Raw genomic sequence first — 23,145 nt, 5'->3', positions numbered from 1 at the left:
GAACGTAGTGAGTCGAGAAATCTCATGAGATCTCTCCATGCGTTCGTTTCACTCGCACTAAAACACTTTTTCTCCGCAAATTTTTCCGTGCTATCGCACTAGTTTTAGGGATTATTGTGCCAAATCAAGGCACAATAATCTAGTCGAGATGGTATGTAGCTTAATTTTTATTTTATAATAAAATATTAGCTAAAACTATACTTTGTCTTCGCTCTGACTCTTGTAAATTTACAAGAGTCTTTTTTTGCGAAAAAATCAAAAATTTCAAAAAACTTATAGAAAAATGTTGACAAAAGAAATATAAAAGGTTATATTGTAAATGATTAAAACGTTTTAACGGAGTTTTTTATGGCAACTATTAAAGATGTAGCAAAACTTGCTGGAGTTTCTATAACTACAGTTTCTATGGTTTTGAACAAGACTAACAATAAAATATCTGACCAAACTAGGAAAAAAGTTATTGATGCAGCTGAAAGCTTAAATTATAAGGCAAATAATTTTGCAAGAGCCCTTGCTAGCAAGAAAAGTAATGTGATTATGGCTATCATTCCCGACATTTCCAATCCATTTTTTTCTTTGCTGGTTAAAAATCTTACCTATTATGCAGAAAAATATAAGTATTTTTTATACATCCACAACACGAACAACAAGGACTTGGATAAGGGGAAATTTTTAAATATTTTAAATAGCAATTTTGTAGCAGCCTCTTTGATTGTTGACAGGAATGTTAAAAATCTTGACCAGGATTTGATTGAGAAAAATAACATTATTTTTTTGGATGAGGTAGATTTTAATAATAATTCTTACCACATGGTGACTGGAAATAATGAAAAAGGCGGACTTTTGGGCATGGAATATTTGATAGGTAGGGGTTTTAATAATATTGGAATCCTAATTGGTCCAAGGTCTACTGCTAACTCATCCAGAAGACTTTCAGGAGCCATTAAGGTTGCTATGAACAAGGATATTTATATTGATTCTTCAAATATAATTCATGGAGATTATACTTTTGAGGGTGGATATAAGGCAGGCAAATATTTCTTGGAAAAAAATATCGATGCAATTTTTTCTTTTTCTGATATGTCATCATACGGACTTTTGAAATTTTTTTCTGAAAATAAAATTAAGGTACCAGATGATATTTCTTTGATAAGCTATGATAATTTATTTTTAAATAATATTGTTAGTCCAAGGCTTACATCTATTGATCAAAATCTTGAAATGATTGCAAAATACTCTATTAAAATGGCAGATGATTTGATAAAAAATAAAAAAGTTGATAGGAAGGTTATGGTTGAACCTTTTATAAATTTTGGAGAAAGTGTAGGGGATAAGAATGAAGATACTTAATTTTGGTTCTTTAAATATTGATATATTTTTCAGGGTCGAAGAAATTGTAAAACCTGGGGAAACTATTAGTGCAAAAAGTATTGAAAAAAGACCAGGTGGCAAGGGATTAAACCAATCTGTTGCTCTAGCTAAAAGTTTTGATAAAGTTTATCATGCTGGAAGCGTGGGTCAAGATGGCCTATATTTGATTGATTATTTGAAAAAAGAAAATGTAGATACCGAGTATATAAAAAAATCTGAAAAATTGACAGGAAATGCAATAATTCAGGTAGATGATAAGGGGGAAAATTCAATAGTCCTTTATAAGGGAGCAAATTTTGATAATGATGAGAAATTTATCGACCAAGTTTTGGATGATTTTGGTAAAAACGATGTTTTGGTCTTACAAAATGAGATAAATTCAATGAAATATTTAATAGATAGGGCCTATGAGAAAAATATGAAAATAGTTTTGAATCCTTCTCCTATAACAGATAGGATAAAGGAATTTGATTATGAAAAAATTGACCTTATCTTGGTTAATGAACATGAGGCAGCAAGCATTAGTGGGAAAAAAACAAACGATGAGAAAATTGCTTATTTTAAAAATACCTACCCAAACTTAAAAGTAGTTATGACCTTGGGAAGCAAGGGGTCAATTTTTATAGCTAAGGATGAAAAAATAAAACAAGACTCTTTCAAGGTTAAGGCTCTTGATACTACAGGAGCTGGAGATACCTTTACTGGATATTTTGTATCTTATTTTTACCAAGGAAAAGATATTAAAAAGGCAATGGAGCTTGCAAGCAAGGCATCAGCCTTATCAGTTACAAAAAAGGGTGCAAGTATTTCAATTCCAAGCCTTGATGATGTTAAAAATTTTGAAAGGAGCGATGTATGAAAGAAAAAGGAATATTAAATAGCGAAATTTCAAAAAGACTTTCTGACTTGGGTCACACTGACCTAATAGCAATTGGCGATTGTGGTTTGCCAATTGATCCTGACAAAAAAATAGACTTGGCCTTAAAACTTGGCGAGCCTAAATTTATCCATGTCTTAGAAGTTTTACTTGAAGATTTTGGATGTGAATATTATTACTTGGCTGAAGAAATTAAGGAAAATAATCCAAAGCAAGAAAAGGATATAAAAAATCTTTTACCAGATTGTGACTCTTCTTATATATCTCACGAAGATTTTAAGAAAAAATTAAAAGATGTGAAATTTGTAATAAGGACCGGGGAAGACACACCTTATTCAAATATAATTTTAAGATCAAAAAATATCTTTTAGGAGGATTTTATGAAAATTGAAATGAAAGATATTTACAAATCTTTTGGAAAAAATGACGTCCTAAAGGGTGTAGATTTTACCTTAAATGAAGGAGAAATTCATGCCTTGGTTGGAGAAAATGGGGCAGGAAAATCTACCCTAATGAATATTTTATCTGGAGTTTTGTCAAAAGATAAGGGAGAAATATTAATTGATGGAAAAAAAGTTGAAATTAATACCACCAACGATGCCAAAAAATACGGCATAAGTTTTATCCACCAAGAATTATCAGATTGGCCGGAGCTTAGTATCATGGACAATATTTTTATGAACAATGAATTTAGAAAGGGGATTTTTCTTGATAAAGATTCTATGAGAAAAAAATCCATAGAACTTCTAAAAAGATTTGACCTAGATATTGATCCTGATACAAAGGTTTCAAAATTGTCAGTAGGCCAAAGGCAAATGATGGAAATTGCCAAGGCGAACTTAAACAAGGTAAATGTATTAATCCTTGACGAACCAACATCGGCCCTAACCAATAATGAGATTGACAAATTATTTAAGCTAATAAAAAGACTAAGAGATCAAAAAGTTTCCATGATCTATATATCCCACAGGATGGAAGAAATTTTTTCCTTGACCAATAAAATTACAGTAATGAGAGATGGAAAATCGGTATCATTGATGGATACAAATAAAACTTGCGAAAAAGAAGTGGTTTCAGCCATGGTAGGTCGAGATATTGGAGATTTTTACCCTAAAATGGATGCAGAAATATCTGATGTAAAAATTGAAATAAAAGATTTTAATAGGAAGGGATATTTTGAGAATATAAATATAAAAGCAAAAAAAGGTGAAGTTTTGGGAATTTCTGGTCTTATGGGAGCAGGAAGAACTGAAATTATGAGATCTGTTTTTGGACTTGACCCAAAAGATAAGGGAGAAGTTTTTATTGATGGCAAAAAAGTTGTAATAAATAAACCAATAGATGCCATAAAAAACAAAATTGCCTTTGTAACAGAAAATAGGCAAGAAGAGGGCCTTGTCCTTGATGAATCTATAAGAGAAAATATTTCCCTCTTAAACTTTGATAAATTTTCAAAAAATTCATTTATAGATAAGAAAAAAGAAGAGAATCTATCTGATAGCTTGGTTGAAAGTTTTAAAGTTAAAACCCAATCATCAGAAGTAAAAGTTTCGGACTTATCTGGAGGAAACCAACAAAAAGTTGTATTTGCAAAGTGGTATGCCATAGATCCAGAAATTTTAATTCTAGATGAGCCAACCAAGGGGGTAGACGTAGGGGCAAAAAGAGAAATATATGATTTAATAAAAGATTTAACAAAAAAAGGCGTATCAATCATACTTATTTCAAGCGATTTGCCAGAGTTACTTAGCCTATCAAATAGAATTTATGTAATATATGAAGGAAAAATGCAAGGGGAAATTTCAAGTGAAAATGCAAATCAAGAAAAAATAATGACCCTTGCCACAGGAGGAAAAATATGACCAATATAAAAAATCGATTTAAAGAAAATCAAAATCTTGGGACAATACTTGCCTTAATAATTTTAATATGTTTTGTAAGTTTACTTAACCCAGCTTTTTTGCAAGTAAGTAACTTATTAAACTTAATGCGTCAACTTATAATAAATGGTTTTGTTGCCCTAGGAATGACCTTTGTAATTTTAACAGGAGGAATTGACCTTTCAGTCGGATCAACCCTTGCCTTAAGTTCAGCAATATTTGCCTGGCTTATGCAAAGTGGAATAAGCACAATATTTGCAATAATAGTTGCAATATTATTGGGAGTTTTATTGGGCTTAATAAATGGTTTACTAATAACCAAAGGAAAACTTGCACCATTTATAGTAACCCTTGCAACAATGACAATTTTTAGGGGTCTAACCTTAGTATTAATGGATGGAAGACCAATAGCTGGACAAAGAGATGACTTTGTATTTCAATTTTTAGGAAAGGGGCAAATTTTTGGAATTCCTTTCCAAGTAATTTTATTTATAATAGTCTATTTAATATTGTGGATGCTTTTGAATAAAACTTCTTACGGTAGAAAAATATTTGCCGTTGGAGGAAATGAAAAAGCAAGTTTCATATCAGGAATTAACATAGCAAAATCAAAAACTTTTGTATATATAATAAGTGCCTTGATGGCAGTTTTATCAGGACTTGTACTTACATCAAGACTAAACTCAGCCCAACCAACAGCAGGTTCTGCCTATGAAATGGATGCCATAGCAGCCGTTGTATTAGGTGGAACAAGTATGACAGGTGGAAGTGGATCATTAACAGGAACATTAATAGGAATTTTAATTTTAGGAGTCTTAAATAACGGACTAAACTTATTGGGAGTTTCAAGTTTTTATCAACAAATAGTAAAAGGAATAGTAATCTTGATTGCCGTTCTAATAGACAGAAAGAGAAATAAATAGGAGATAAACATGAAAAAATTTAGAAAATTATTGGCTGTTTTAGCCATAGCTATCTTTACATTTACAGCTTGTAGCATAGAAGGACAAGATACAAAAGATAATTCATCAAACACAAAAAAAGAAGAAAAAGCAAAAGATGGAAAATTAAAAGTAGGAGTTTCCCTATCAACATTAAACAATCCATTTTTCGTATCAATAAGAGAAGGGGTAGAAGAAGCTGCAAAAGACAAGGATGTTGAAACAGTTATAACAGATGCCCAAAACGATTCATCAACACAAAATAACCAAGTTGAAGATTTAATAACCCAAAAAGTAGATTTAATTATAATAAATCCAGTAGATTCAACAGCAATCTCATCATCAGTAAAAAAAGCAAACGAGGCAAATATTCCTGTAATTTGCGTAGACAGGGGATCAGATGAAGGAGAAATTGTAAGCTTTATTGCAAGTAACAACGTTGAAGGTGGAAAACTTGCTGGAGAATTTATTTTAGAAAAAGTAGGAAAAGATGCAAAAGTAATTCAACTAGAAGGAATTCCTGGAGCAAGTTCAACTCGTGAAAGAGGAGAAGGATTTAAAAAAGCAACAGATGGGAAAATTGACCTAGTAGCAAGCCAAACAGCAAACTTTGATAGGGCTGAAGGAATGACAGTAATGGAAAACTTACTCCAAGCTCAACCAGATGTAAAAGCAGTATTTTGCCAAAACGATGAAATGGCACTAGGAGCAAGCGAGGCTATAAAAGCAAGTGGCAAGGATATAGTTTTAGTTGGATTTGATGGAAACGAAGATGCAATAAATGCAGTAAAAGAAGGATCAATGGCAGCAACAGTTGCACAAAAACCAAAAGAAATGGGAAAAATCGCCCTAGAAACTGCAGTAAAATATCTAAAAGGTGAAAAAGTAGACGAAAAAGTTGACTCACCACTAGAATTAGTAAAATAAAAAAATAAAGCAATAAGATCCTAAAATTAAAAAAATATTAAAAATGAGCGAAGATTATTTTCTTCGCTCATTATTTTTTAAGCTATAAAATTTTTATAACTAATAGATCCCCAAAAATCCCTCAATCCACAAGATAAAAGAATGGGGTAGGATTTTTGAAATTATTAATAAAATTTTTGCGCTTGGGTGGGTGGTTATTAGGTCTTTTTTGCCCATTTTTTTTATAGTTTTTTCTACCATTTTTTCTAGATTTTCATTTCCCAAATTTTTTATTCCAGATGAATTATTGTTTGATTTTTTTAAAAATTCTGTTTGGACCCTGTTTGGACACAAAACTGAAATTTTTATATCTTTAAACTCGCGTCTTATAGCCCTTGAAAAAGACAAAACATAGGACTTACTTGCAGCATAAAGGGCAAATTTTCCTTGTGGAATAAAGGCTGCAGATGAGGAAATGTTTAAAATTATTCCGTCTCTTTTGAAAAAATCTAGGGAAATTTTTGTCATTGCTGTTAGGGCTTTTATATTTAAGTCCAAAGTTTTCATATCATTTTCTAACTTTGTATTTTTAAAATAATCATTTTCTCCCATACCGGCAGAATTTATCAAAAGTCCAATTTTTTTATTTGAATTTTCTAATTCTTTTTTTAAAATTTCAAAAGATTTTTCCTCACACAAATCAAGGGCAAATATTCTTGCCCTTGTTTGTAATTTTTCTGATAAATTTTGAAGTTTTTCGGCCCTTCTTCCGATTATCCAAATTTCTTCATAATTTTTTTTGTCAATTTGCCTTGCAAATTCATAGCCTATGCCTGAACTTGCTCCTGTAATTATGGCTATCATTATTTGCTCATAGCCTTCATTATTAGGTTTTGTTTTAAATTCCACAAATCGTGAGAAAGATCGACGTAATAATTGTGAGGTTGGTCAAATCTTTTTACCTCATCCCACAAAGATTTCACTTCGGATTTGCAATATTCGTTTATTTCTTCGATTTTTGGTGACTTGTAAACTTTTTTTCCATTTTTAAAGATTGGAACTTGCATTTTACGAAGTTCATAATTTTCCATTCTTTTCATCTTCCATGTAAAGTGTGGATCAAAAATTACAAGCGGTTTATTTTCATCAACAACTTCTTCTTTTAAAGTTATATAATCAGCTTCAGCCTTGCCGGTTTTTTTGTCGTATAATCTGTAAACTTCTTTTAGACCTGGTGTTGTAATTTTTTCTACATTTTCTGATACTTTTATTTTTGCAGTTTTGCCTTTTTCATCCTCAACTTGAACGAGTTTATAAACTCCACCAAAAACAGGATCAGATTTTGCAGTGATTAGTCTTTCTCCGATTCCAAATGAATCAATTTCTGCACCTTGTTGGAGAAGGGATTCTATTTTGTATTCATCAAGAGAATTGCTTGCGACAATTTTTGCATCCTTGTAGCCATTTTCATCCAAAATTTTTCTGGTTTCTTTTGTTAGGTAGGCAATATCTCCTGAATCTATCCTAACTCCTCCAGAAATTCCCAAAGGATCCAAAACTTCTTTGAAAACTTTCATAGCATTTGGCAAACCTTGTTTTAAAACATCGTAGGTGTCAATTAATAAAATGCAGTTATCTGGATATAATTTTGCGTAAGCCAAAAATGCCTCATATTCTGAATCAAATGATTGAACCCAGGAATGTGCCATAGTTCCTCCAGCAGGATAATCATACATTTGACTTGAAAGAGTATTTGATGTGATTGGAGCTCCAGCTATAAAGGCAGATCTTGCTCCTTTTACAGAAGCGTCAGGTCCTTGGGCGCGTCTTGCCCCAAATTCCATTACAGTTCTTCCCTTTGCAGCTCTTACAATCCTATTTGTTTTTGTAGCAACCAAAGATCCATAATTTAAAGATAAAAGCAAATAAGTTTCCAAAATTTGCGCTTCAATTATTGGAGCTCTTACAGTTACAATTGGTTCAGATGGAAACATTGCAGATCCTTCTGGAAAAGCCCAAATATCTCCGCTAAATTTAAAATTTTTCAAATAAGTTAAAAATTCTTCTGAAAATCTTGTGTTTTTTCTAAAATATTCAATATCTTCCTCGTCAAAATGAATATTTTCTACATAATCAATAATATCATCTAAGCCAGAAAAAATTGAAAATCCTCCCTCATCAGGATTTTTTCTATAAAACGCATCAAAAACTGCAATCGTATCTTTCATTCCACTTTCAAAATATCCATAAGCCATGGTGAATTCATAAAAATCACTGAGCATGGATAAATTTCTTCTTGTTTTCATATTTCCTTCCTCAAATTTTTCATTTTTTTCGCTTCAATATTGTTTTTATTATACCACTTATAAGAGGTATAGTAATAATGCTTTAAAAAAGCTAGGAAAAGGAGAATATAAATGTATATTTTTGACATAGATGGAACGCTTTTATATACAATTGATTCCATATCATTTAATATAAACCAAACTTTAAAAAAATTTGGTCTTAGCCAAGTTCCCACAGAAAAAATCAGGGAATTTGTAGGAAACGGCCCAAAAGTTTTGATTGAAAAAACTCTTGATTATATTGGATTTGAAAAATCTCGAAAAAGAGAAGAAATTTTAAATTCTTATAACAAAAGATATGACGACAATCCAACTTATCTTACAAGGCCCTATGATGGAATAGTAGAAGAGCTAGAAAAAATTAAAAAAAGAGGCGAAATTTTGGTTGCCTATTCAAACAAGCCAGATTCTACTTGCAAAAAAGTTATAGGGGAGATTTTTGGAGAAGGCTATTTTGATTTTATTTTAGGATACAGGGAAGATGTGAAAAGAAAGCCTTCACCTGAGGGTATGTATATTATAAAAGAAAGATTTGGAGTCGACTATTCAGATATTTTTTATTTTGGAGATAGCGAAGTCGACATGAAGTGCGGTAAAAATGCTGGAGTATTTACTGTAGGATGTGCTTGGGGTTTTAGGGAAAGAAAAATTCTTGAAAATTTAAAGCCAGATCTTATAATAGATAGTCCAAAAGAAATTTCAAAAATAAGGAGAGTATAATGGCAAATTTATCAGTATTTGATATTATTGGACCTGTAATGATAGGCCCATCATCATCCCACACTGCAGGAGCGAACAGAATTGCAAAAATTGCAAGAGATTTGGGCGGAGAAGGATTTACAAAAGTAGATTTTTATTTACACGGATCATTTGAAAAAACTTATCAAGGCCACGGAACAGATAGGGCTTTGGTTGGAGGAATTTTGGGTTTTGGTCCAGAAGATGAAAGATTAAGAAATTCTTTTGAATTGGCAGATAAAGCTGTAATAACTTATAATTTTATTCCACAAGATTTGGGAGATGTTCATCCAAACACAGTAAAAATTGTTCTTCACTATCCAGACGGCCACGATTTTAATTTGAGAGGCTCATCAATTGGTGGTGGAAATATTATGATAAATCAAATAATGGATAATGACGTAGAATATAACGGAAAAAATCCTACAATTATTTGCACCTATCCTGAACAAAAAGGAATGATAGCTTTCATTTCAAATGTTTTGTTTGACCACAATTATAATATTAAAAATATGAAAACTATAAACAAGGGAAACACAATCATGCTAATTGTAGAATTAGATCAAGATTTGGAAGAAGAAATTTACAAGGAAATTGAAGCTGGCAAGAATTTTGACTTTATTAAATATTTGGGGTAATTTATGAAAACAACAATGGAATATATTAAAAATAGATTAAAAGAAGAAAACAAGGAAGTTTGGGAGATAGCTCTTGAAGATGAAATGGAACTTACAAAAAAATCAAAAGAAGAAGTTTTTGCCTTACTACAAAAATCTCTTGATGTTATGAAAGATTCTTCACAAAAAGCACTCGATAAAAAATTAATGTCAATGACTAAGATGACTGGTGGAAATGCAAAATCAATGAATAATTATTTTCTATCAGAAGATACAATAATGGGAGATTTGCCAACAAAGGCTATGGCTATGGCTTTTTCAACATCAGAAGTTAATGCTTCAATGGGAAAAATTGTAGCAAGCCCAACAGCAGGATCTGCAGGAATTGTTCCAGCAAGTTTAATGGCTATGCGCGAAAAATATGGATATTCTGATGAAGAATTAATAAAAGCCATGCTGGTTGCAACAGAATTTGGACAAATTATTGCCGACAATGCAACTTTTGCGGGAGCTGAGGGCGGATGCCAAGCTGAATGTGGATCTGCAGCAGCCATGTGTGCAGCGGCAATTTGTTATTTAAGAGGATGTGACATTTATGTGATGGAAGATGCAGCATCAATTGCGCTTTTATCAATCATGGGTCTTGTTTGTGATCCAATCGGAGGAATGGTAGAATTTCCTTGCAATATTAGAAATGCATCAGGAGTTATAAACGCACTTTCTGCAGCTGATATGGCGATTGCAGGAGTAAAAGTTTTGGTAACATTTGATGAAGCGGTAGAAGCCTTAAAAGAAGTTGGAGATGCCCTTCCAGCAAGCCTAAGAGAAACAGGCGAAGGTGGAGTTGCAGCTTGCCCATCAGCTATAAGATTAAAAAGAAAATATATAGACAAAGAAGAAGATTAAATTTTTTAAAAATAAAAAGCTCAATGTAAACAAATCCTCAAGCATGAATATCGGACTTCAAAAATTGTTGATTTATAAATTTCAAAATTCTAAAATCGCAAACTCGCTAACGCGATGACAGATAAATAGATTAAAGTTGTGCCGGTGGCACGATTTTAATATTTATCCCTCGGAATAAAACGAAGAATTAAAATTTGATGGGATTTAAGTTATTTAATAAATAATCCTAGCTTTAAATTATAGAGTGCGATTTTTCACGAATTTTTAAATTTTAAATCAAATCAATTTTTTCCGTATGATATTCTTAGCGTGAGGATTTGACTACATTGCAAAAAAATAACCCATCTTGACCGACTGAAAGGAGTGGAGAGATCTCATGAGATTTCTCGACTCACTACGTACGATAAATCGGGATAAACAACCGAAATCAACGGTTGTTTATCTGCTCGAAATGGGTGTAAATTGAGCTTGTCGACAGTTTGAGCTATTTTACAAAAGTAAGATAGCTTTATTTTTTATCTTCATCATCTTTTTCATCTTTTAAATTAAATTTTTTTCTCATATGATATCTTAAAATTGTAAGCAAAAGTATAAAATAAAGGATGGTAAAAAGAATTAGAAGGATTACGCATATATTTCTTTTTATTTTGAAATATAAAATTATGGGATAGATTATGCCGAATAAAATTATTCCAAGAATTATTGAAAGATTTCCTGCAAAATTATTTCCGTATTCCCAACATTCTTTATTGTAACAAACTTCCCAAATGTGAAATCCTACTTTCATTTTTGGATAGTCTGTGTGAAATTTTTTGAAAAATATTCCTACATAAATTGAAAAGAATAATAAAAGAACATCACCAACTATTAAATTTCCCAAATCATCACCCTTTCTTTTAAATAATCTAGATAAAATATACCCCATTTGATATAAATTGAAAAATATTTACTTTTTGCATACAATATTAATAGACTTTATATGTTTATAATAAAAAAATGTTAAGCTAATAAAAGAGGTGATTATGTGAAAATTTTAATTACATCTGACTGGTACTATCCTGTCGTAAATGGTGTAGTAAGATCAATTTTAAATTTAAAATCATATCTTGAAAATAATGGATTTGATGTGAGGGTTTTGACTCTTTCAAATTCTACTGAAAGTTATAAAAAAGGAAATGTTTATTATATAGGAAGTCTTGGTGCTGGAAAAATTTATCCTGAAGCAAGAATTTCCGCAACTTTAAGAAATAAATATATTAGGGAAATAAAAAATTGGAAACCAGACATTGTTCATTCTCAATGTGAATTTTCTACTTTTATGATGGCGACAAAAATTGCAAAAAAAGCATCTTGCCCCCTAATCCACACCTATCATACAATTTATGAAGATTACACTCATTATTTTTCTCCATCAAAAAAAGTGGGCAAAAAAGTAATTTCGGTTTTTTCTAAGGCAATTGCTGATAGGGTTGATATGATTATTGGACCTAGCAAAAAAACTATGGAAATTTTAAAATCCTATGATATTGAAGATGAAAAAATAAAAATAATTCCAACAGGAATTGAAATGGCGGAAAAACTTGATGATAAATATAAATTAAGAGATTATTATGGCTTTGATGAGAATGATAAAATCATTTTATATTTGGGAAGGCTTGCTGAGGAGAAAAATATTGAGGAATTGATAGATTTTTACAATAGGCTTGATATGGAAAAACTCAAATTTATCCTTGTTGGCGGTGGTCCTTATTTGAAAAAATTAAAATCTTATGGGGAAAAAATTGACAAAAAAATCTATTTTACGGGCATGGTTAGGCCCGAGGAAGTAAATAATTATTACAGGATGGCGGATGCTTTTGTTTCTGCAAGCAAGTCTGAAACTCAAGGTCTTACTTATTATGAGGCTATGAGCAATGGGACTTTGGCGATTTGTAGGAAAGATACTTGCCTTGACGATGTAATAATTAATGATTTTAACGGCTATCAATATGAAGATTTTTATGATTTTAAAAAAGATTTAGAAATTATTTTTTCTGACAGAAAAAAAAGAGAGGAACTTTCAAAAAACGCGAGAGAATATGCTCTTGAGAATTTTTCTATTGATTCTTTTGGAAAAAAATGTGTAAATCTTTATCAAGAAGCAATAAAAATAAAAAAAGGCAGGATAAATGAAAATTCTTATTTATAACGAAGATTATGAAACTGTGAAGGAATCTGGTGTTGGAAAGGCAATTGACCACCAAAAAAAGGCCCTAGATCTTGCTGGGGTTTCCTATACTCTAGACCCAAATGATGATTATGATATTTGCCACATTAATACAGTTTTTCCCAAATCTGCATCCTTTGCGACTAAGGCAAAAAAAGAAGGGAAAAAAATTGTCTACCACGGTCATTCTACCAAGGAAGATTTTGAAAATTCTTTTATTTTATCAAACCAACTTGCACCACTTTTTAAAAAATGGCTTATTTATTGCTATAAAAAAGGAGATTTAATCCTAACTCCAACTGAATATTCTAAAAATATTTTAGAATCCTACCAAATTGGAAAAGAAATTAAAGTTGTTTCTAATGGAATTGATCTTGATTTTTGGAAGGGGAAAAAGGAAGATAGGAAAAATTTTTACCAAAGATATGGGCTTGATAAAAATAAAAAATCCATAATTTCTGTAGGTCTTTTTATTGAAAGAAAAGGGATTTTGGATTTTGTAGACCTTGCAAAAAGACTTCCCCAATACGAATTTGTTTGGTTTGGAGAATTAAATTTGACACTTGTGCCAGAAAAAATTAAAAAAGCTGTTCAAACAGATTTAAAAAATTTACATTTTCCAGGATATGTTAATCAAGAAGCGTTAAGAGAAGCCTATGCTGGTTCAGACTTATACATATTTCCAACTTTTGAAGAAACTGAGGGCATAGTTTTACTTGAGGCCCTTTCAACCAAGGCTGACATAATAATTAGGGATATAGAAATTTATGAAAATTTAAAAGATGGAAAAGAAATTTATAAGGCGAAAGATATTGAGGAATTTCACCAAAAAATTAAAGCAATTTTAGAAAAAAGCTTACCTTCTTTAAAAAACGAGGGATACAAAATTGCCCAAGAAAAATCTATAGAAAATGTTGGTAAAACTCTCAAAAAATATTACCAAGACCTTTTAAAAGGAGAAGATAAGTGAGAAGCATAGTAAAATTTTTATTATTTGCCCTTTTAATAATTGTTCTTCCAAGTTTTGTGATGCTTTTTGTTGCAAATTTGAGTACGAACAATTTTATTTTGGTATTTGCAGGGCAAATTTTAGTATTTTTAATTTTGATAGGCTTTTATTTTATTATTAGAAAAAAAATCATAAAATACGAAGATGAAACTCTTTCAAAAATTCAAAACGAAAAAAATATTGAAAATTTAAAAAAATTAAGAGAAGAAAGAATTTCCTTTAAATCAAAGGCAAATATTACAAAAAGAATAATTGACCTTGTTTATTCCAAAGAAGAATGCATGAATTTAAGAAAATTTTCATCAACTTATGATGAAATGATTTTTTATTATGCCGCATTAATAAAAAATGAAAGGGCAGAAAGGGAAATTTATAAGAAAAAAAGAGATAATTTTATAAAAAGATACAAAAATAGGCACTTTATTTTCCTAGATTACAAGGAAAATGTAAAAACTTCTATAAAATGGATGGGAGTATTTTTAATATTTTCCCTAATATCATTTTTAAATCCCTTTAAATTTATAAAAAGCGAGGACATTTACAAAATTTTACTTTTATTAAATTTCACCTTTAATCTTTCTATAGTTGTAAATACAATTATCTGGATACTAAGAAGCCTAAAAAGCCACTGGGCAAAAGACTTGGTTTAAAAAATATTATATAAATTTTGACAAAAGAATTTCTTTTGTCTTTTTTTATTGGAAAAATTTACAAAATCAATTTTTAAAATCATTTAATTAAAATAAAATATTAAATTAATTAAGATTTACAATTAAAATATTAAAAATATTAAAAAATAACTTTACAAAAATTAAAAAGCTGGTATACTTATTTTATAAAGGAGGCGGGTTTTGATTAATAAATGTCCTAATTGTGGTGGTGACTTGGTCATCACATCTTATAAATGTAATTCATGTTTAACTGAAGTTAGCGGAGAATTTGAAATGGGAAAATTCCAAAGGCTTGACGCGGAGGATTTGGAATTTATTGAACTTTTTTTACAAAAGCGTGGAAGTATAAAAGACGTTGGTGAAAGTTTGGGAATATCTTACCCGACTGTAAGAAATAAAATTGACAAGCTTGTTAAAAAACTTGGTGGAAAAATAGATAAGCAAGAATCTAGAATAGATATTTTGAACATGGTCAATAGCGGAGAGATTACTCCAGACCAAGCAAGTGAATTATTAAAGGAGCTAAAAGATGAATGAAGAAAAGAAAATGATTTTAGATATGTTAAAAGAAGGAAAAATTACTGTTGAACAAGCAAGTGATCTTTTGGAAGCTGTTGGAAAAGATAAGGCAAAAAACAACGAAGAAAGTTTTATCGACAAATTATCAACTTCTTTTGAAAAAGTTATGAAAAAAACTAGCGAAACTATTTCAAATTTTGATTTTGATTTAGACCTTGATAGTGTAAATATTCCAAATATTTATCACATCAATTCTCAAAAATCTGAAAATCAAACAAAGATTGACGATGAAATCAATGAAATTGAAATAAATCTTATAAATGGTTCTTTGGATATTGAAAGAGCTCAAGAAAATCACATTATGGTTGAAGAAAAAGTATTTTTCAAAAACAAAGAAGACCAAAAAAATGATTATCTAAATATTGAAGTTGTTGAAGATAAACTTCTAATAAACGTAAATGAAAATTATAGCTCTATTGATGCAAGTGCAAATGTAAAATTATATTTGGGCAAAAATATTTACGACAAACTTGATGTAAATATTATAAATGGCCAAGTTGAGATTTGTGATGTTGATTTTAAGGAAAATAATATTGAATCAACTAATGCAAGATTCACCCTTATAAATACTGCGGGAAACATTGACCTAAAAAATACAAACGGAAAAATTGAAATTAGAAATACTAATGGAGATCTTGAGGTTTCAAATGTAAATGGATCAGTTTATCTTACAAATGTTTCAGGTGAAAATGCAAATGTAGAAGTTGTAAATGGATCAATCAGAATTGATGGATTAAACATGGAAAATGTAGACCTAGCTTCAAAGGCTGGATCAATTAGAATTTTCAAAATTATTGATGCAAAAAATGTAAATATGGCAACTCAATTTGGATCAGTTGTTGTTGATACAAATGAATTTAATAAAAACATTAAAGCTTTAATTAAGTCATCATCTTATTCAATTGCAGAAAAATTTAAAAATAAATTGCAAACCAAAGATGGCTATCAAGTTTCAACTGACCCAGAAGAGTCAGATTTAGATTTAGATATAAAATCAGCATTTGGTAGAGTAAATCTTAGATAGATAATAAAAACAAAAAGGTCTTAGGAGAAATCCTAAGACCTTTTTTAAGTGGAGATTCTACAAAAAAGAGGCTTTTGAAAATATTTTTTGCAAAAGGCTATTTGTATTAAGAGAAGTTTACACTTCTTTTAATCTTACATTCCTGAATCAATGAAAGATTAAATATGAAATATTTGTTATTGAGGGATTAATTCAAATATTTCCAAAAGAAAAAAACAATTAATTAAGGAAGAGCACCAAAATATTTGGCGATATTTTTTTGTTTTTTCTTTCAATTAAATAATAAGAAAGTTTTGTTTAATAATTTGAAATTATTTGTAAAATTTAGGTAAAAATTATAAATTTTTAAATTTTTTTATTTAAAAATCATCTAAAAGCTTTTAAAATCAAGGATTTTTAAAATTTAAAAAATTTTTTTAAAAAGTCTTTACAAAAACAAAAAGAGGGGTTACAATATTATTGTATTAAGAGAGTGGTACAATAACACAGAAATACAAAAAGGAAAATGTATGGATATTTTAAAAATAATTTTGCCAATATTTTTATTAGGAATTTCTTTTATTTTTTTGATAAAAAAATTGGACAAAAATTATAAAAATGAAAAAGAAAAAAATCTAGAAAATAATGGAAATTATTTGGCGGAAGGAATAGGGCTTGGGATAGTTTTTGGAGCAGCTTTTGGAAGTATTTTCGATGATATAGGATATTGGATTTCTATTGGAATGCTTTTAGGTTTAACTATTGGCCAAGCGATTGAAAAAAAGGAGGCTTAAATGGAATTTGATAATGATAGACCTATTTATCTTCAAATTTTGGAAGATTTTAAGTCGAAAATTTCAAGTGGAATTTGGAGTCCTGGTGAAAAAATTGATTCTGTAAGAAATTTGGCAAAACTTTATGAGGTTAATCCAAATACTGTTCAAAGGGCTTTGGCTGAACTTGAGCGTGATGGTCTTTGTAAAAGTCAAAGAACTGCTGGAAGGTTTGTAACTGATGATGAGGAGTTGATAAAATCTTTATCAAAAAATGCTTTTGAAATAATTTGTGAAGATTTTATAAACAATGCAAAAAATTTAAAAATTTCAAAAGAAGATGCTCTTGATGGTCTTGATAAATTTTGGGAGGTGGACTAATGTTAGAGATTAAAAATTTGACAATATCTTATAAAAATAAAATTGTTATAGATAAGATGAATTTGTCACTAAAAAAAGGTGAAATTGTTGGACTTTTGGGACCGAATGGATCTGGGAAAACTACCCTACTTAGGATTCTTGCAGGTCTTGAAAAAAATTATGCTGGGGAGGTTAAAATTGGAGGAGAAGATCCAAATAATCTTACAAAATCTTTTGTATCCTATCAACCAGACCACCTTCCCTTGGATAAATCATATAATTTGGTAAAAATTTCGAATTTATATGCTGAATTTTTTGAAGATTTTTCCAAGGAAAAATTTGAAAAAATAATAAGAGATTTTAAGCTTGATATGAATATGAAAATAAAAAATATGTCAAAGGGAATGAAGGACAAGGTTCAAATTGCTCTTTCTCTTTCAAGAAAGTCCGATTTATATCTTTTGGATGAGCCGATGAGCGGGATTGATCCTGCAAGCAGGAAAAAAATTATGGATGTGATAATTGATAATTTTGATTCTGATGGCCTTATGATTATTTCGACCCATTTGATTAGTCAAATCGAAAGACTTTTGGATAAGGTTATTTTCATTTCAGATGGAAAAATCATTTTGGAAGAAAATATTGATGATTTGAGAGAAAAACACAAGATGGGAGTTGAAGAATATTTCGAGGAGGTTTTCAATGGCTAAATTATTAAAACACCAATTAAAAGAAAATATTAGGGACATCCTTCCTTGGATGGTAATTCCTTTAATTATATCAGTCGTATTAAACTTTATAAATTCATATCTTGATTCAGCGTTTTTGGATTTTATAACAGTTATTTCAATGTTAGTTATGTATTCATCCTTTGCGATTTCTATGATAATTGTAATTTTAAATGATTATAAAAAGTTTTATGGCGAAGAAGCTGCCTTTTATGATGTTCTTCCAGTAAAATCAAAAGATATAACTACATCAAGAATTTTAAATATAATGATTATTGCCTTACTTGCAGGCCTTGTATTTCTGATAGAATTTGTCGGATTCTTTTTCATTACAACAGGAGCAAGGGGAGAGGATATAAGCCAAATATTTAAGCAAATAAAAACAATTTTAGACCAAGTACCATCAAAAACTATACTTGTCTTTATAATTACAGTTTTAATTTCCCTTCTTGCAACTCTTACAAGAATTTTGGCATCAATAAGCATTGGATCAAGCAAAACTTTCAAAGATTTAGGAAAATTCGGGCCAGTTGTAGTCTTTATTTTGATAACAATAGTAATTTCAATTTTGGGACTTACATTTGGAGTGAAATTTTTAGAAACATTTTCAATAGATGCAGGAAGAAGCTCAGATCAAATACAAAATGGTTTCTATTTAAGCAATGTGGAAACTGTAGAAGAATTGACAAGAGTGATGGGACTAGGTACTATTTTAAACACAGTAGTAACAGCCGTACAAATATTTCTCACAAATTTCTTCCACAAAAATAAATTAACAGTAGCATAAAGAAAGGCCCAAGCTTTATCCTTGGGCTTTATTTTTTTCTTAGTATAATAAAAAAGAGGTGACTTATGGAAAAAATATTATTTTTAAAAGGAGAATTTGTAGAAAAAATTTGGGGAGGAGATAGGCTAAAAAAAGAATTTCCCTACCAATTTAAATCCGAAAATATAGGAGAATATTGGGCTATTTCTGCAATGAAAGACTTTCCTTCAAAAATTTTAAACGGAAAATATAAGGGAGAAAGTTTAGATTTATTATACCAAAACCACAAGGACCTTTTTGGAGATGAAAAAAAAGAAAACTTTCCCCTTTTAATAAAATTAATAGATGCAAATGATGACTTATCAATCCAAGTTCATCCGGATGATGAAATGGCAAAAAATGAAAATTCCTACGGAAAAAGCGAGTGCTGGTATATTTTAAATGAAAATCAAGCAAAAATAATCTACGGCTTAAAAACGAAGGGTAAAAAAGAGGCTCTTGATTTAATAGATAAGGAAAAATGGGATGATTTATTAAAAGAAGAAGATTCGAAAAAAGGAGATTTTTTTAAAGTTCCTGCCGGCATGGTCCACGCCATAAAAAAAGGAAGCCTGATTTTAGAAATTCAACAAGCATCAGATATAACCTACAGACTTTATGATTACGATAGAAAAGATAAAAATGGAAATAAAAGAGATTTACATCTTGATAGATCGAAAAAAGCCTTAAAATGTCTTGATACAGAGAAAATCCACGAAAATTTAGGGAAAAATACAGAAAATTTGTATGATAACGAATATTTTACAGTAAAAAAAATAAATGTAGAAAAAGAAATTTCATTTGAAAGAAAAGATCCTTATATTTTAGAAAGTGTAATAAAAGGTGAGGGAGAAATTATTGTAGATGATGAAAAATATCCTATAAAAAAAGGAGATTTTTTTATAATCACAAATTATTGTAAGTCTTATTCTTTTAAAGGAAATTTAGAAATTGTAGAATCAAGTTCAAACTAAGTATAAATAAAATAAAAACCATCTCGAGCGAAAGTTAAGAGATCTCATAAGACTTCTCAATTCATTACTTTTTTTCGAAATGGGTTTATTTTTTTCGGTAAGCTTAAAACAAAAATTCTATTTTAATTTTGTTTATTTAAATAAACTTTTAACCTATCAAAAATTAATAAGAATACTATTATCAAAATTAAAGCATCTACTGATAAGAATGAATAGTTGTATGCGAAAGCGTACAAGGTAAAATTATTAAATCCTGCAGCTTTTGCTGTAGTCATATCATTAAAAAAGATAAAAGCGCTAATAACATTGAAAGCACCGCTTACTAAATAAGAAATTATTATTGAAGGTATATAAGAAAATTTGCTTTTGCTTTTTCCAAAAGAAATTCCAGAAATGGCAATTGCTGAAAAGGATAGGATATAATCCAATAAAGCTTGGGCTGGATGGAGTATTGTTGTTGCAGTAAGTAAATTCAAAACTCCAAAAATCAAAGCTGCCCACAAGCCTTTTTTAAATCCCCATCTTATAGCAAAAATTACCAGAGGAAGTCTGGAAGCAAGGGTAACAGAACCTCCAAGAGGCATTTTAAATAAAACCACAAAAGAAAGTATAAAGGAAAGGGCGATTGACACTCCTCCTTCAACTATAAATCTTGTATTATTTTTCTCCATATTTTACTCCTTTTTTTCTGTTATATTTTACATAATAACAATTTTAAGTATATCACGTTAAGAAATAAAATTAAATAATATAAAATAATATAAGCAAAGAATACTTTAAAAATGAAGAAAAATTAGTAAAATGTAGATATATTATTTACAAAAATTGAGGAATAAAATGAAAAAAATATTATATATATATAACCCAATGAGTGGGCAAAGGACTATTGGAAATCATTTAAGCTCAATTGTTGAATATTTCTGCAAAAATTCATATTTTCCTACAGTCTACGCAACTCAAAAAGCAAATGATGCCAGGGAAAAGGTCAAAGAATTTGCCAAGGATTATGATGAAATTTTAGTAAGCGGAGGAGATGGAACCTTGGATGAGGTTGTATCTGGTTTATTAAAAGCAAAAGAAAATTCAATAATTGGATACATTCCAACAGGATCAACAAATGATTTTTCAAGATCATTAAAAATTCCTTCCGATATAAAAAAATCTACAAAATTTGCTATTAAAGGCGAGGTTATGGATGTGGATGTAGGAAAATTTAATTCTAAATTTTTCACCTACGTTGCAGCCTTTGGATCAATCGCCCAAGTTTCTTACGAAACTGACCAATCAATGAAAAATATTTTTGGAAGATTTGCCTATATTTTGGAAGGGGTAAAAACTGTTTCAAACTTAAAATCCTACAAGGCGAAAATAAAAATTGATGAGGAAGTCTTTGAAGGAGATTTTATCCATTTTATGGCGACAAATTCCGTTTCAGTTGGTGGTTTTAATAATTTTTATAATAAAAATATTGGTCTTGATGATGGGATTTTTGAAGCTGTTTTGATAAAAAAACCAAATGGACTTATTGAATTAAACCAAATCATTGATGGGCTAAGAAGTAAAAAAGAAAATGATAATATAATTTTTAGGTCAGGATCTGTTTTTAAAGTTGAAAGCGAAGAAAAAATTGACTGGACTTTGGACGGAGATTTTGGCGGATCTTACAAAAAAAGTGAAGTCAAAGTTTTAAACAGGGCAGTTAAATTTAGGACGGGATTTTCAAAAGATAGTAGAGAGTTAATTAATAATAAAAAATTAATTGACAAAAGAATATAGAGGTAGTATACTATAAAATTATTTGATTTTACTATTTTGCCAAAAAAGGTTATAATAATAGAGAGAACCTAGGAGGTCAAAATGTTTAAAATCGGTGATAAAATAGTTTATCCTATGCACGGAGCTGGGATAATAGATTCTGTACAAACCAAAGAATTTTTAGGCGAGGAAAAAGAATATTTTATACTCAAAATGCCTATAGGTAACATGGATATATCAATTCCAAAAGCAAATATTAACAAAATGAATATTAGGGATATTATATCCAAAAAAGAAGGAGAAGAGATACTTGCAATTCTAGAAGAAGACCCTGAGGAATTAAATTCAAATTGGAACCTAAGATATAGGGAAAACCAAGAAATTTTAAAAACTGGAGATATTTTCAAAATTGCAAATATGGTTAGAGACCTTGTTGCCTTGGATGATGACAAGGGACTTTCAACTACTGAAAAAAAGCTTTTGAATAGGGCTAGAAGAATTATGGCAAGTGAGCTAGTCTTGTCAGGCTCTCTTGAAAAAGATGAGGCCGAAAAAATGATTGATGAATCAATCGGTTTATAAAAAAATAGGAGAAGATAATGTTAAATAGAATATTTCGAATTATGTTTTCTGTAATCGGAGCTATTCTAGGCATATCTGTGTTAAAATTGGTACTATCTGTTGTGGATTTTACAATAGATAGTTCTGTTTTTTTCATTACACTTAATGTCCTAATAGCTTTAGCATTTGCAGGCATATTTTATTTTCTATCAGGTTTAATTTACAAAATGATGGAAGATGTATTTATGAAATTAGAAAAATATTTGGAGGATTTACCGCCTCTTAGTGTAGCAGTTGGAATAAGCGGAGTAATTGTAGGTTTACTTTTAGCCTTTCTCGCAACCAAACCATTAAGCTCTTTGTCATTACCAGTAGTTGGTAATTCGATTTTTGTGCTATTATCCATTATTATTTATTTGGGCTTTGGACTTTTGGGTTGGAGAATTGCATCAAAATATCCAGACAAATACCCTCAAATATTTCAAAAAGTAAAAGAAGTAAAAATATCAAACAGAAGAGAAAATAAAAAAGAAATCGCAAAAGATACATCCTTAAAATTAATCGACACATCAGTTTTAATTGATGGAAGAATTTTGGATATTATTAAGATAAATTTCATTGAAGGAAAACTAATAATACCAGAATTTGTTCTAGAAGAGCTCCAACACATAGCCGACAGTCCCGACGATTTAAAAAGAGAAAGGGGCAGACGTGGGCTAGATGTTGTAAAAGAGATCAAAAAAAATAAGGATATAAATCTTGAAATTAGCTCAAAAGATTTTCCAGAAATAAAAGAAGTAGATTCAAAACTTTTGAAATTTGCCCAAGAAAGTGGAGCAAAAATTTTCACCAATGACTACAACCTAAACAAGGTTGCAGATGTTCAAGGAATAACAGTTTTAAATATAAATGATTTGGCAAATGCAATGAAAACTAAGGTTTTACCTGGAGAGATAATGGAAATTGAAGTTATCAAAGAAGGAAAATCAAGAAACCAAGGAGTTGGTTATCTTGAAGATGGAACTATGGTTGTTGTAGAAGATGGAAAAGATTTGATTGGAAAGAAAATTAGTACAACAGTAACCAGTGTTTTACAAACATCGGCTGGAAAAATGATATTTGTAAGGGCAAAGGAATAAT

The 23,145-nt window shown here is 29.9% G+C and carries 26 protein-coding genes; 22 read left to right on the top strand and 4 right to left on the bottom strand.

What is annotated here, in order from left to right:
- The first annotated feature begins 348 nt into the window (after positions 1-348).
- From BN2087_RS01050 to rbsB, 6 genes are read left to right on the top strand one after another with little or no spacing between them, the layout of a single operon-like run.
- A complete protein-coding gene (locus BN2087_RS01050) occupies positions 349-1,350 on the top strand; it encodes a LacI family DNA-binding transcriptional regulator (protein ID WP_049690051.1) in 1,002 nt (333 codons plus the stop codon).
- A complete protein-coding gene (locus tag BN2087_RS01045; protein ID WP_049690050.1) occupies positions 1,337-2,230 on the top strand; it encodes a ribokinase in 894 nt (297 codons plus the stop codon). The genes BN2087_RS01050 and BN2087_RS01045 overlap by 14 nt, the downstream gene beginning before the upstream one ends.
- Complete coding sequence (rbsD, locus tag BN2087_RS01040; protein ID WP_049690049.1) at positions 2,227-2,619, top strand: D-ribose pyranase; 393 nt, start codon at positions 2,227-2,229, stop codon at positions 2,617-2,619. The genes BN2087_RS01045 and rbsD overlap by 4 nt, the downstream gene beginning before the upstream one ends.
- Positions 2,620-2,628: 9 nt before the next feature.
- Positions 2,629-4,110 carry a sugar ABC transporter ATP-binding protein gene (locus BN2087_RS01035; protein WP_049690048.1) on the top strand — a complete coding sequence of 494 codons (1,482 nt, stop codon included), beginning with the start codon at positions 2,629-2,631 and terminating at the stop codon, positions 4,108-4,110.
- Complete coding sequence (locus tag BN2087_RS01030) at positions 4,107-5,051, top strand: ABC transporter permease (RefSeq protein WP_004816177.1); 945 nt, start codon at positions 4,107-4,109, stop codon at positions 5,049-5,051. The genes BN2087_RS01035 and BN2087_RS01030 overlap by 4 nt, the downstream gene beginning before the upstream one ends.
- Before the next feature lie 9 nt (positions 5,052-5,060).
- Positions 5,061-5,996: a ribose ABC transporter substrate-binding protein RbsB gene (gene rbsB / locus BN2087_RS01025; protein ID WP_049690047.1), complete on the top strand. Its 936-nt coding sequence runs from the start codon at positions 5,061-5,063 to the stop codon at positions 5,994-5,996.
- Between the two features lie 99 nt (positions 5,997-6,095).
- Here rbsB and BN2087_RS01020 read toward each other — a convergent pair whose 3' ends face one another.
- Together BN2087_RS01020 and BN2087_RS01015 are read right to left on the bottom strand one after the other, a co-directional pair.
- The gene (locus BN2087_RS01020) at positions 6,096-6,839 is read right to left on the bottom strand and encodes an SDR family NAD(P)-dependent oxidoreductase (protein WP_049690046.1); all 744 of its coding nucleotides are present in this window, start codon (positions 6,837-6,839) and stop codon (positions 6,096-6,098) included.
- Complete coding sequence (locus tag BN2087_RS01015) at positions 6,839-8,281, bottom strand: nicotinate phosphoribosyltransferase (RefSeq protein ID WP_049690045.1); 1,443 nt, start codon at positions 8,279-8,281, stop codon at positions 6,839-6,841. The genes BN2087_RS01020 and BN2087_RS01015 overlap by 1 nt, the downstream gene beginning before the upstream one ends.
- 111 nt (positions 8,282-8,392) lie before the next feature.
- Between BN2087_RS01015 and BN2087_RS01010 the strand changes: the two genes are divergently transcribed.
- Genes BN2087_RS01010 through sdaAA form a run of 3 tightly spaced genes read left to right on the top strand, consistent with a single transcriptional unit; the run spans position 8,393 to position 10,581 of the window.
- Positions 8,393-9,040 carry an HAD family hydrolase gene (locus BN2087_RS01010; RefSeq protein ID WP_049690044.1) on the top strand — a complete coding sequence of 216 codons (648 nt, stop codon included), beginning with the start codon at positions 8,393-8,395 and terminating at the stop codon, positions 9,038-9,040.
- A complete protein-coding gene (gene sdaAB, locus BN2087_RS01005) occupies positions 9,040-9,696 on the top strand; it encodes an L-serine ammonia-lyase, iron-sulfur-dependent subunit beta (protein WP_049690043.1) in 657 nt (218 codons plus the stop codon). Before BN2087_RS01010 ends, sdaAB begins: the two co-directional genes overlap by 1 nt.
- Positions 9,697-9,699: 3 nt before the next feature.
- Positions 9,700-10,581 carry an L-serine ammonia-lyase, iron-sulfur-dependent, subunit alpha gene (gene sdaAA, locus BN2087_RS01000; RefSeq protein WP_049690042.1) on the top strand — a complete coding sequence of 294 codons (882 nt, stop codon included), beginning with the start codon at positions 9,700-9,702 and terminating at the stop codon, positions 10,579-10,581.
- A 508-nt stretch (positions 10,582-11,089) separates the two neighbouring features.
- Here sdaAA and BN2087_RS00995 read toward each other — a convergent pair.
- Positions 11,090-11,461, bottom strand: a complete 372-nt coding sequence (locus BN2087_RS00995; RefSeq protein ID WP_049690041.1) for a hypothetical protein — start codon at positions 11,459-11,461, stop codon at positions 11,090-11,092.
- A gap of 144 nt (positions 11,462-11,605) precedes the next feature.
- Here BN2087_RS00995 and BN2087_RS00990 point away from each other — a divergent pair, with 144 nt between their 5' ends.
- From BN2087_RS00990 to BN2087_RS00945, 10 genes are all read left to right on the top strand, one after another.
- Complete coding sequence (locus BN2087_RS00990; protein ID WP_049690040.1) at positions 11,606-12,769, top strand: glycosyltransferase; 1,164 nt, start codon at positions 11,606-11,608, stop codon at positions 12,767-12,769.
- A complete protein-coding gene (locus BN2087_RS00985; RefSeq protein WP_049690039.1) occupies positions 12,750-13,757 on the top strand; it encodes an LTA glycolipid anchor biosynthesis glycosyltransferase, IagA/BgsA family in 1,008 nt (335 codons plus the stop codon). Before BN2087_RS00990 ends, BN2087_RS00985 begins: the two co-directional genes overlap by 20 nt.
- Positions 13,754-14,446 (top strand): hypothetical protein, encoded by a 693-nt coding sequence (locus BN2087_RS00980; protein WP_049690038.1) that lies wholly within the window; start codon positions 13,754-13,756, stop codon positions 14,444-14,446. The genes BN2087_RS00985 and BN2087_RS00980 overlap by 4 nt, the downstream gene beginning before the upstream one ends.
- A gap of 201 nt (positions 14,447-14,647) precedes the next feature.
- Positions 14,648-15,004 carry a DUF2089 domain-containing protein gene (locus tag BN2087_RS00975; RefSeq protein WP_049690037.1) on the top strand — a complete coding sequence of 119 codons (357 nt, stop codon included), beginning with the start codon at positions 14,648-14,650 and terminating at the stop codon, positions 15,002-15,004.
- Positions 14,997-16,070, top strand: coding sequence for a DUF4097 family beta strand repeat-containing protein (locus BN2087_RS00970; RefSeq protein ID WP_049690036.1), 1,074 nt, complete (start codon positions 14,997-14,999; stop codon positions 16,068-16,070). Before BN2087_RS00975 ends, BN2087_RS00970 begins: the two co-directional genes overlap by 8 nt.
- A gap of 509 nt (positions 16,071-16,579) precedes the next feature.
- Entirely contained in the window at positions 16,580-16,843 is a 264-nt protein-coding gene (locus BN2087_RS00965; protein ID WP_049690035.1) for a glycine zipper domain-containing protein, read from the top strand.
- Complete coding sequence (locus tag BN2087_RS00960) at positions 16,844-17,203, top strand: GntR family transcriptional regulator (RefSeq protein ID WP_049690034.1); 360 nt, start codon at positions 16,844-16,846, stop codon at positions 17,201-17,203. It abuts the gene before it with no gap.
- A complete protein-coding gene (locus BN2087_RS00955; RefSeq protein WP_049690033.1) occupies positions 17,203-17,892 on the top strand; it encodes an ABC transporter ATP-binding protein in 690 nt (229 codons plus the stop codon). Before BN2087_RS00960 ends, BN2087_RS00955 begins: the two co-directional genes overlap by 1 nt.
- On the top strand, positions 17,885-18,697 hold the full coding sequence (locus BN2087_RS00950) for a hypothetical protein (protein WP_049690032.1): 813 nt from the start codon (positions 17,885-17,887) through the stop codon (positions 18,695-18,697). Before BN2087_RS00955 ends, BN2087_RS00950 begins: the two co-directional genes overlap by 8 nt.
- 65 nt (positions 18,698-18,762) lie before the next feature.
- Positions 18,763-19,689: a type I phosphomannose isomerase catalytic subunit gene (locus BN2087_RS00945; protein ID WP_049690031.1), complete on the top strand. Its 927-nt coding sequence runs from the start codon at positions 18,763-18,765 to the stop codon at positions 19,687-19,689.
- Positions 19,690-19,811: 122 nt separating this feature from the next.
- On the opposite strand, the gene BN2087_RS00940 is transcribed toward BN2087_RS00945, so the two are convergent.
- The gene (locus BN2087_RS00940; RefSeq protein WP_049690030.1) at positions 19,812-20,360 is read right to left on the bottom strand and encodes an energy-coupled thiamine transporter ThiT; all 549 of its coding nucleotides are present in this window, start codon (positions 20,358-20,360) and stop codon (positions 19,812-19,814) included.
- Positions 20,361-20,526: 166 nt separating this feature from the next.
- Between BN2087_RS00940 and BN2087_RS00935 the strand changes: the two genes are divergently transcribed.
- The 3 genes from BN2087_RS00935 to BN2087_RS00925 all read left to right on the top strand — a co-directional run bounded on the left by BN2087_RS00935 (position 20,527) and on the right by BN2087_RS00925 (position 23,144).
- Positions 20,527-21,465: a diacylglycerol/lipid kinase family protein gene (locus BN2087_RS00935; protein ID WP_049690029.1), complete on the top strand. Its 939-nt coding sequence runs from the start codon at positions 20,527-20,529 to the stop codon at positions 21,463-21,465.
- Positions 21,466-21,546: 81 nt separating this feature from the next.
- Complete coding sequence (locus BN2087_RS00930) at positions 21,547-22,026, top strand: CarD family transcriptional regulator (protein ID WP_049690028.1); 480 nt, start codon at positions 21,547-21,549, stop codon at positions 22,024-22,026.
- A gap of 17 nt (positions 22,027-22,043) precedes the next feature.
- Positions 22,044-23,144 carry a PIN/TRAM domain-containing protein gene (locus BN2087_RS00925; RefSeq protein WP_049690027.1) on the top strand — a complete coding sequence of 367 codons (1,101 nt, stop codon included), beginning with the start codon at positions 22,044-22,046 and terminating at the stop codon, positions 23,142-23,144.
- The last annotated feature ends 1 nt before the right edge of the window (position 23,145 follow it).

Source organism: Anaerococcus jeddahensis (genome assembly GCF_001182725.1).
GTDB lineage: Bacteria > Bacillota > Clostridia > Tissierellales > Peptoniphilaceae > Anaerococcus > Anaerococcus jeddahensis.
The sequence above is the reverse complement of the archived record's forward strand: the minus strand, read 5'-3'. Positions and strand labels throughout refer to the sequence as shown.

Bases quoted from the DNA above. Each gene is read 5' to 3' on its own strand.
- rbsD (WP_049690049.1), top strand. From the start codon at position 2,227: ATGAAAGAAAAAGGAATATTAAATAGCGAAATTTCAAAAAGACTTTCT.
- BN2087_RS00960 (WP_049690034.1), top strand. From the start codon at position 16,844: ATGGAATTTGATAATGATAGACCTATTTATCTTCAAATTTTGGAAGAT.
- BN2087_RS01020 (WP_049690046.1), bottom strand. From the start codon at position 6,839: ATGATAGCCATAATTACAGGAGCAAGTTCAGGCATAGGCTATGAATTT.
- BN2087_RS00970 (WP_049690036.1), top strand. From the start codon at position 14,997: ATGAATGAAGAAAAGAAAATGATTTTAGATATGTTAAAAGAAGGAAAA.
- sdaAA (WP_049690042.1), top strand. From the start codon at position 9,700: ATGAAAACAACAATGGAATATATTAAAAATAGATTAAAAGAAGAAAAC.
- BN2087_RS01010 (WP_049690044.1), top strand. From the start codon at position 8,393: ATGTATATTTTTGACATAGATGGAACGCTTTTATATACAATTGATTCC.
- BN2087_RS01050 (WP_049690051.1), top strand. From the start codon at position 349: ATGGCAACTATTAAAGATGTAGCAAAACTTGCTGGAGTTTCTATAACT.
- BN2087_RS01045 (WP_049690050.1), top strand. From the start codon at position 1,337: ATGAAGATACTTAATTTTGGTTCTTTAAATATTGATATATTTTTCAGG.
- BN2087_RS00955 (WP_049690033.1), top strand. From the start codon at position 17,203: ATGTTAGAGATTAAAAATTTGACAATATCTTATAAAAATAAAATTGTT.
- BN2087_RS00930 (WP_049690028.1), top strand. From the start codon at position 21,547: ATGTTTAAAATCGGTGATAAAATAGTTTATCCTATGCACGGAGCTGGG.
- BN2087_RS01015 (WP_049690045.1), bottom strand. From the start codon at position 8,281: ATGAAAACAAGAAGAAATTTATCCATGCTCAGTGATTTTTATGAATTC.
- BN2087_RS01035 (WP_049690048.1), top strand. From the start codon at position 2,629: ATGAAAATTGAAATGAAAGATATTTACAAATCTTTTGGAAAAAATGAC.
- BN2087_RS00925 (WP_049690027.1), top strand. From the start codon at position 22,044: ATGTTAAATAGAATATTTCGAATTATGTTTTCTGTAATCGGAGCTATT.
- BN2087_RS00985 (WP_049690039.1), top strand. From the start codon at position 12,750: ATGAAAATTCTTATTTATAACGAAGATTATGAAACTGTGAAGGAATCT.
- BN2087_RS00935 (WP_049690029.1), top strand. From the start codon at position 20,527: ATGAAAAAAATATTATATATATATAACCCAATGAGTGGGCAAAGGACT.
- BN2087_RS00950 (WP_049690032.1), top strand. From the start codon at position 17,885: ATGGCTAAATTATTAAAACACCAATTAAAAGAAAATATTAGGGACATC.
- BN2087_RS01030 (WP_004816177.1), top strand. From the start codon at position 4,107: ATGACCAATATAAAAAATCGATTTAAAGAAAATCAAAATCTTGGGACA.
- BN2087_RS00940 (WP_049690030.1), bottom strand. From the start codon at position 20,360: ATGGAGAAAAATAATACAAGATTTATAGTTGAAGGAGGAGTGTCAATC.
- BN2087_RS00945 (WP_049690031.1), top strand. From the start codon at position 18,763: ATGGAAAAAATATTATTTTTAAAAGGAGAATTTGTAGAAAAAATTTGG.
- rbsB (WP_049690047.1), top strand. From the start codon at position 5,061: ATGAAAAAATTTAGAAAATTATTGGCTGTTTTAGCCATAGCTATCTTT.
- sdaAB (WP_049690043.1), top strand. From the start codon at position 9,040: ATGGCAAATTTATCAGTATTTGATATTATTGGACCTGTAATGATAGGC.
- BN2087_RS00965 (WP_049690035.1), top strand. From the start codon at position 16,580: ATGGATATTTTAAAAATAATTTTGCCAATATTTTTATTAGGAATTTCT.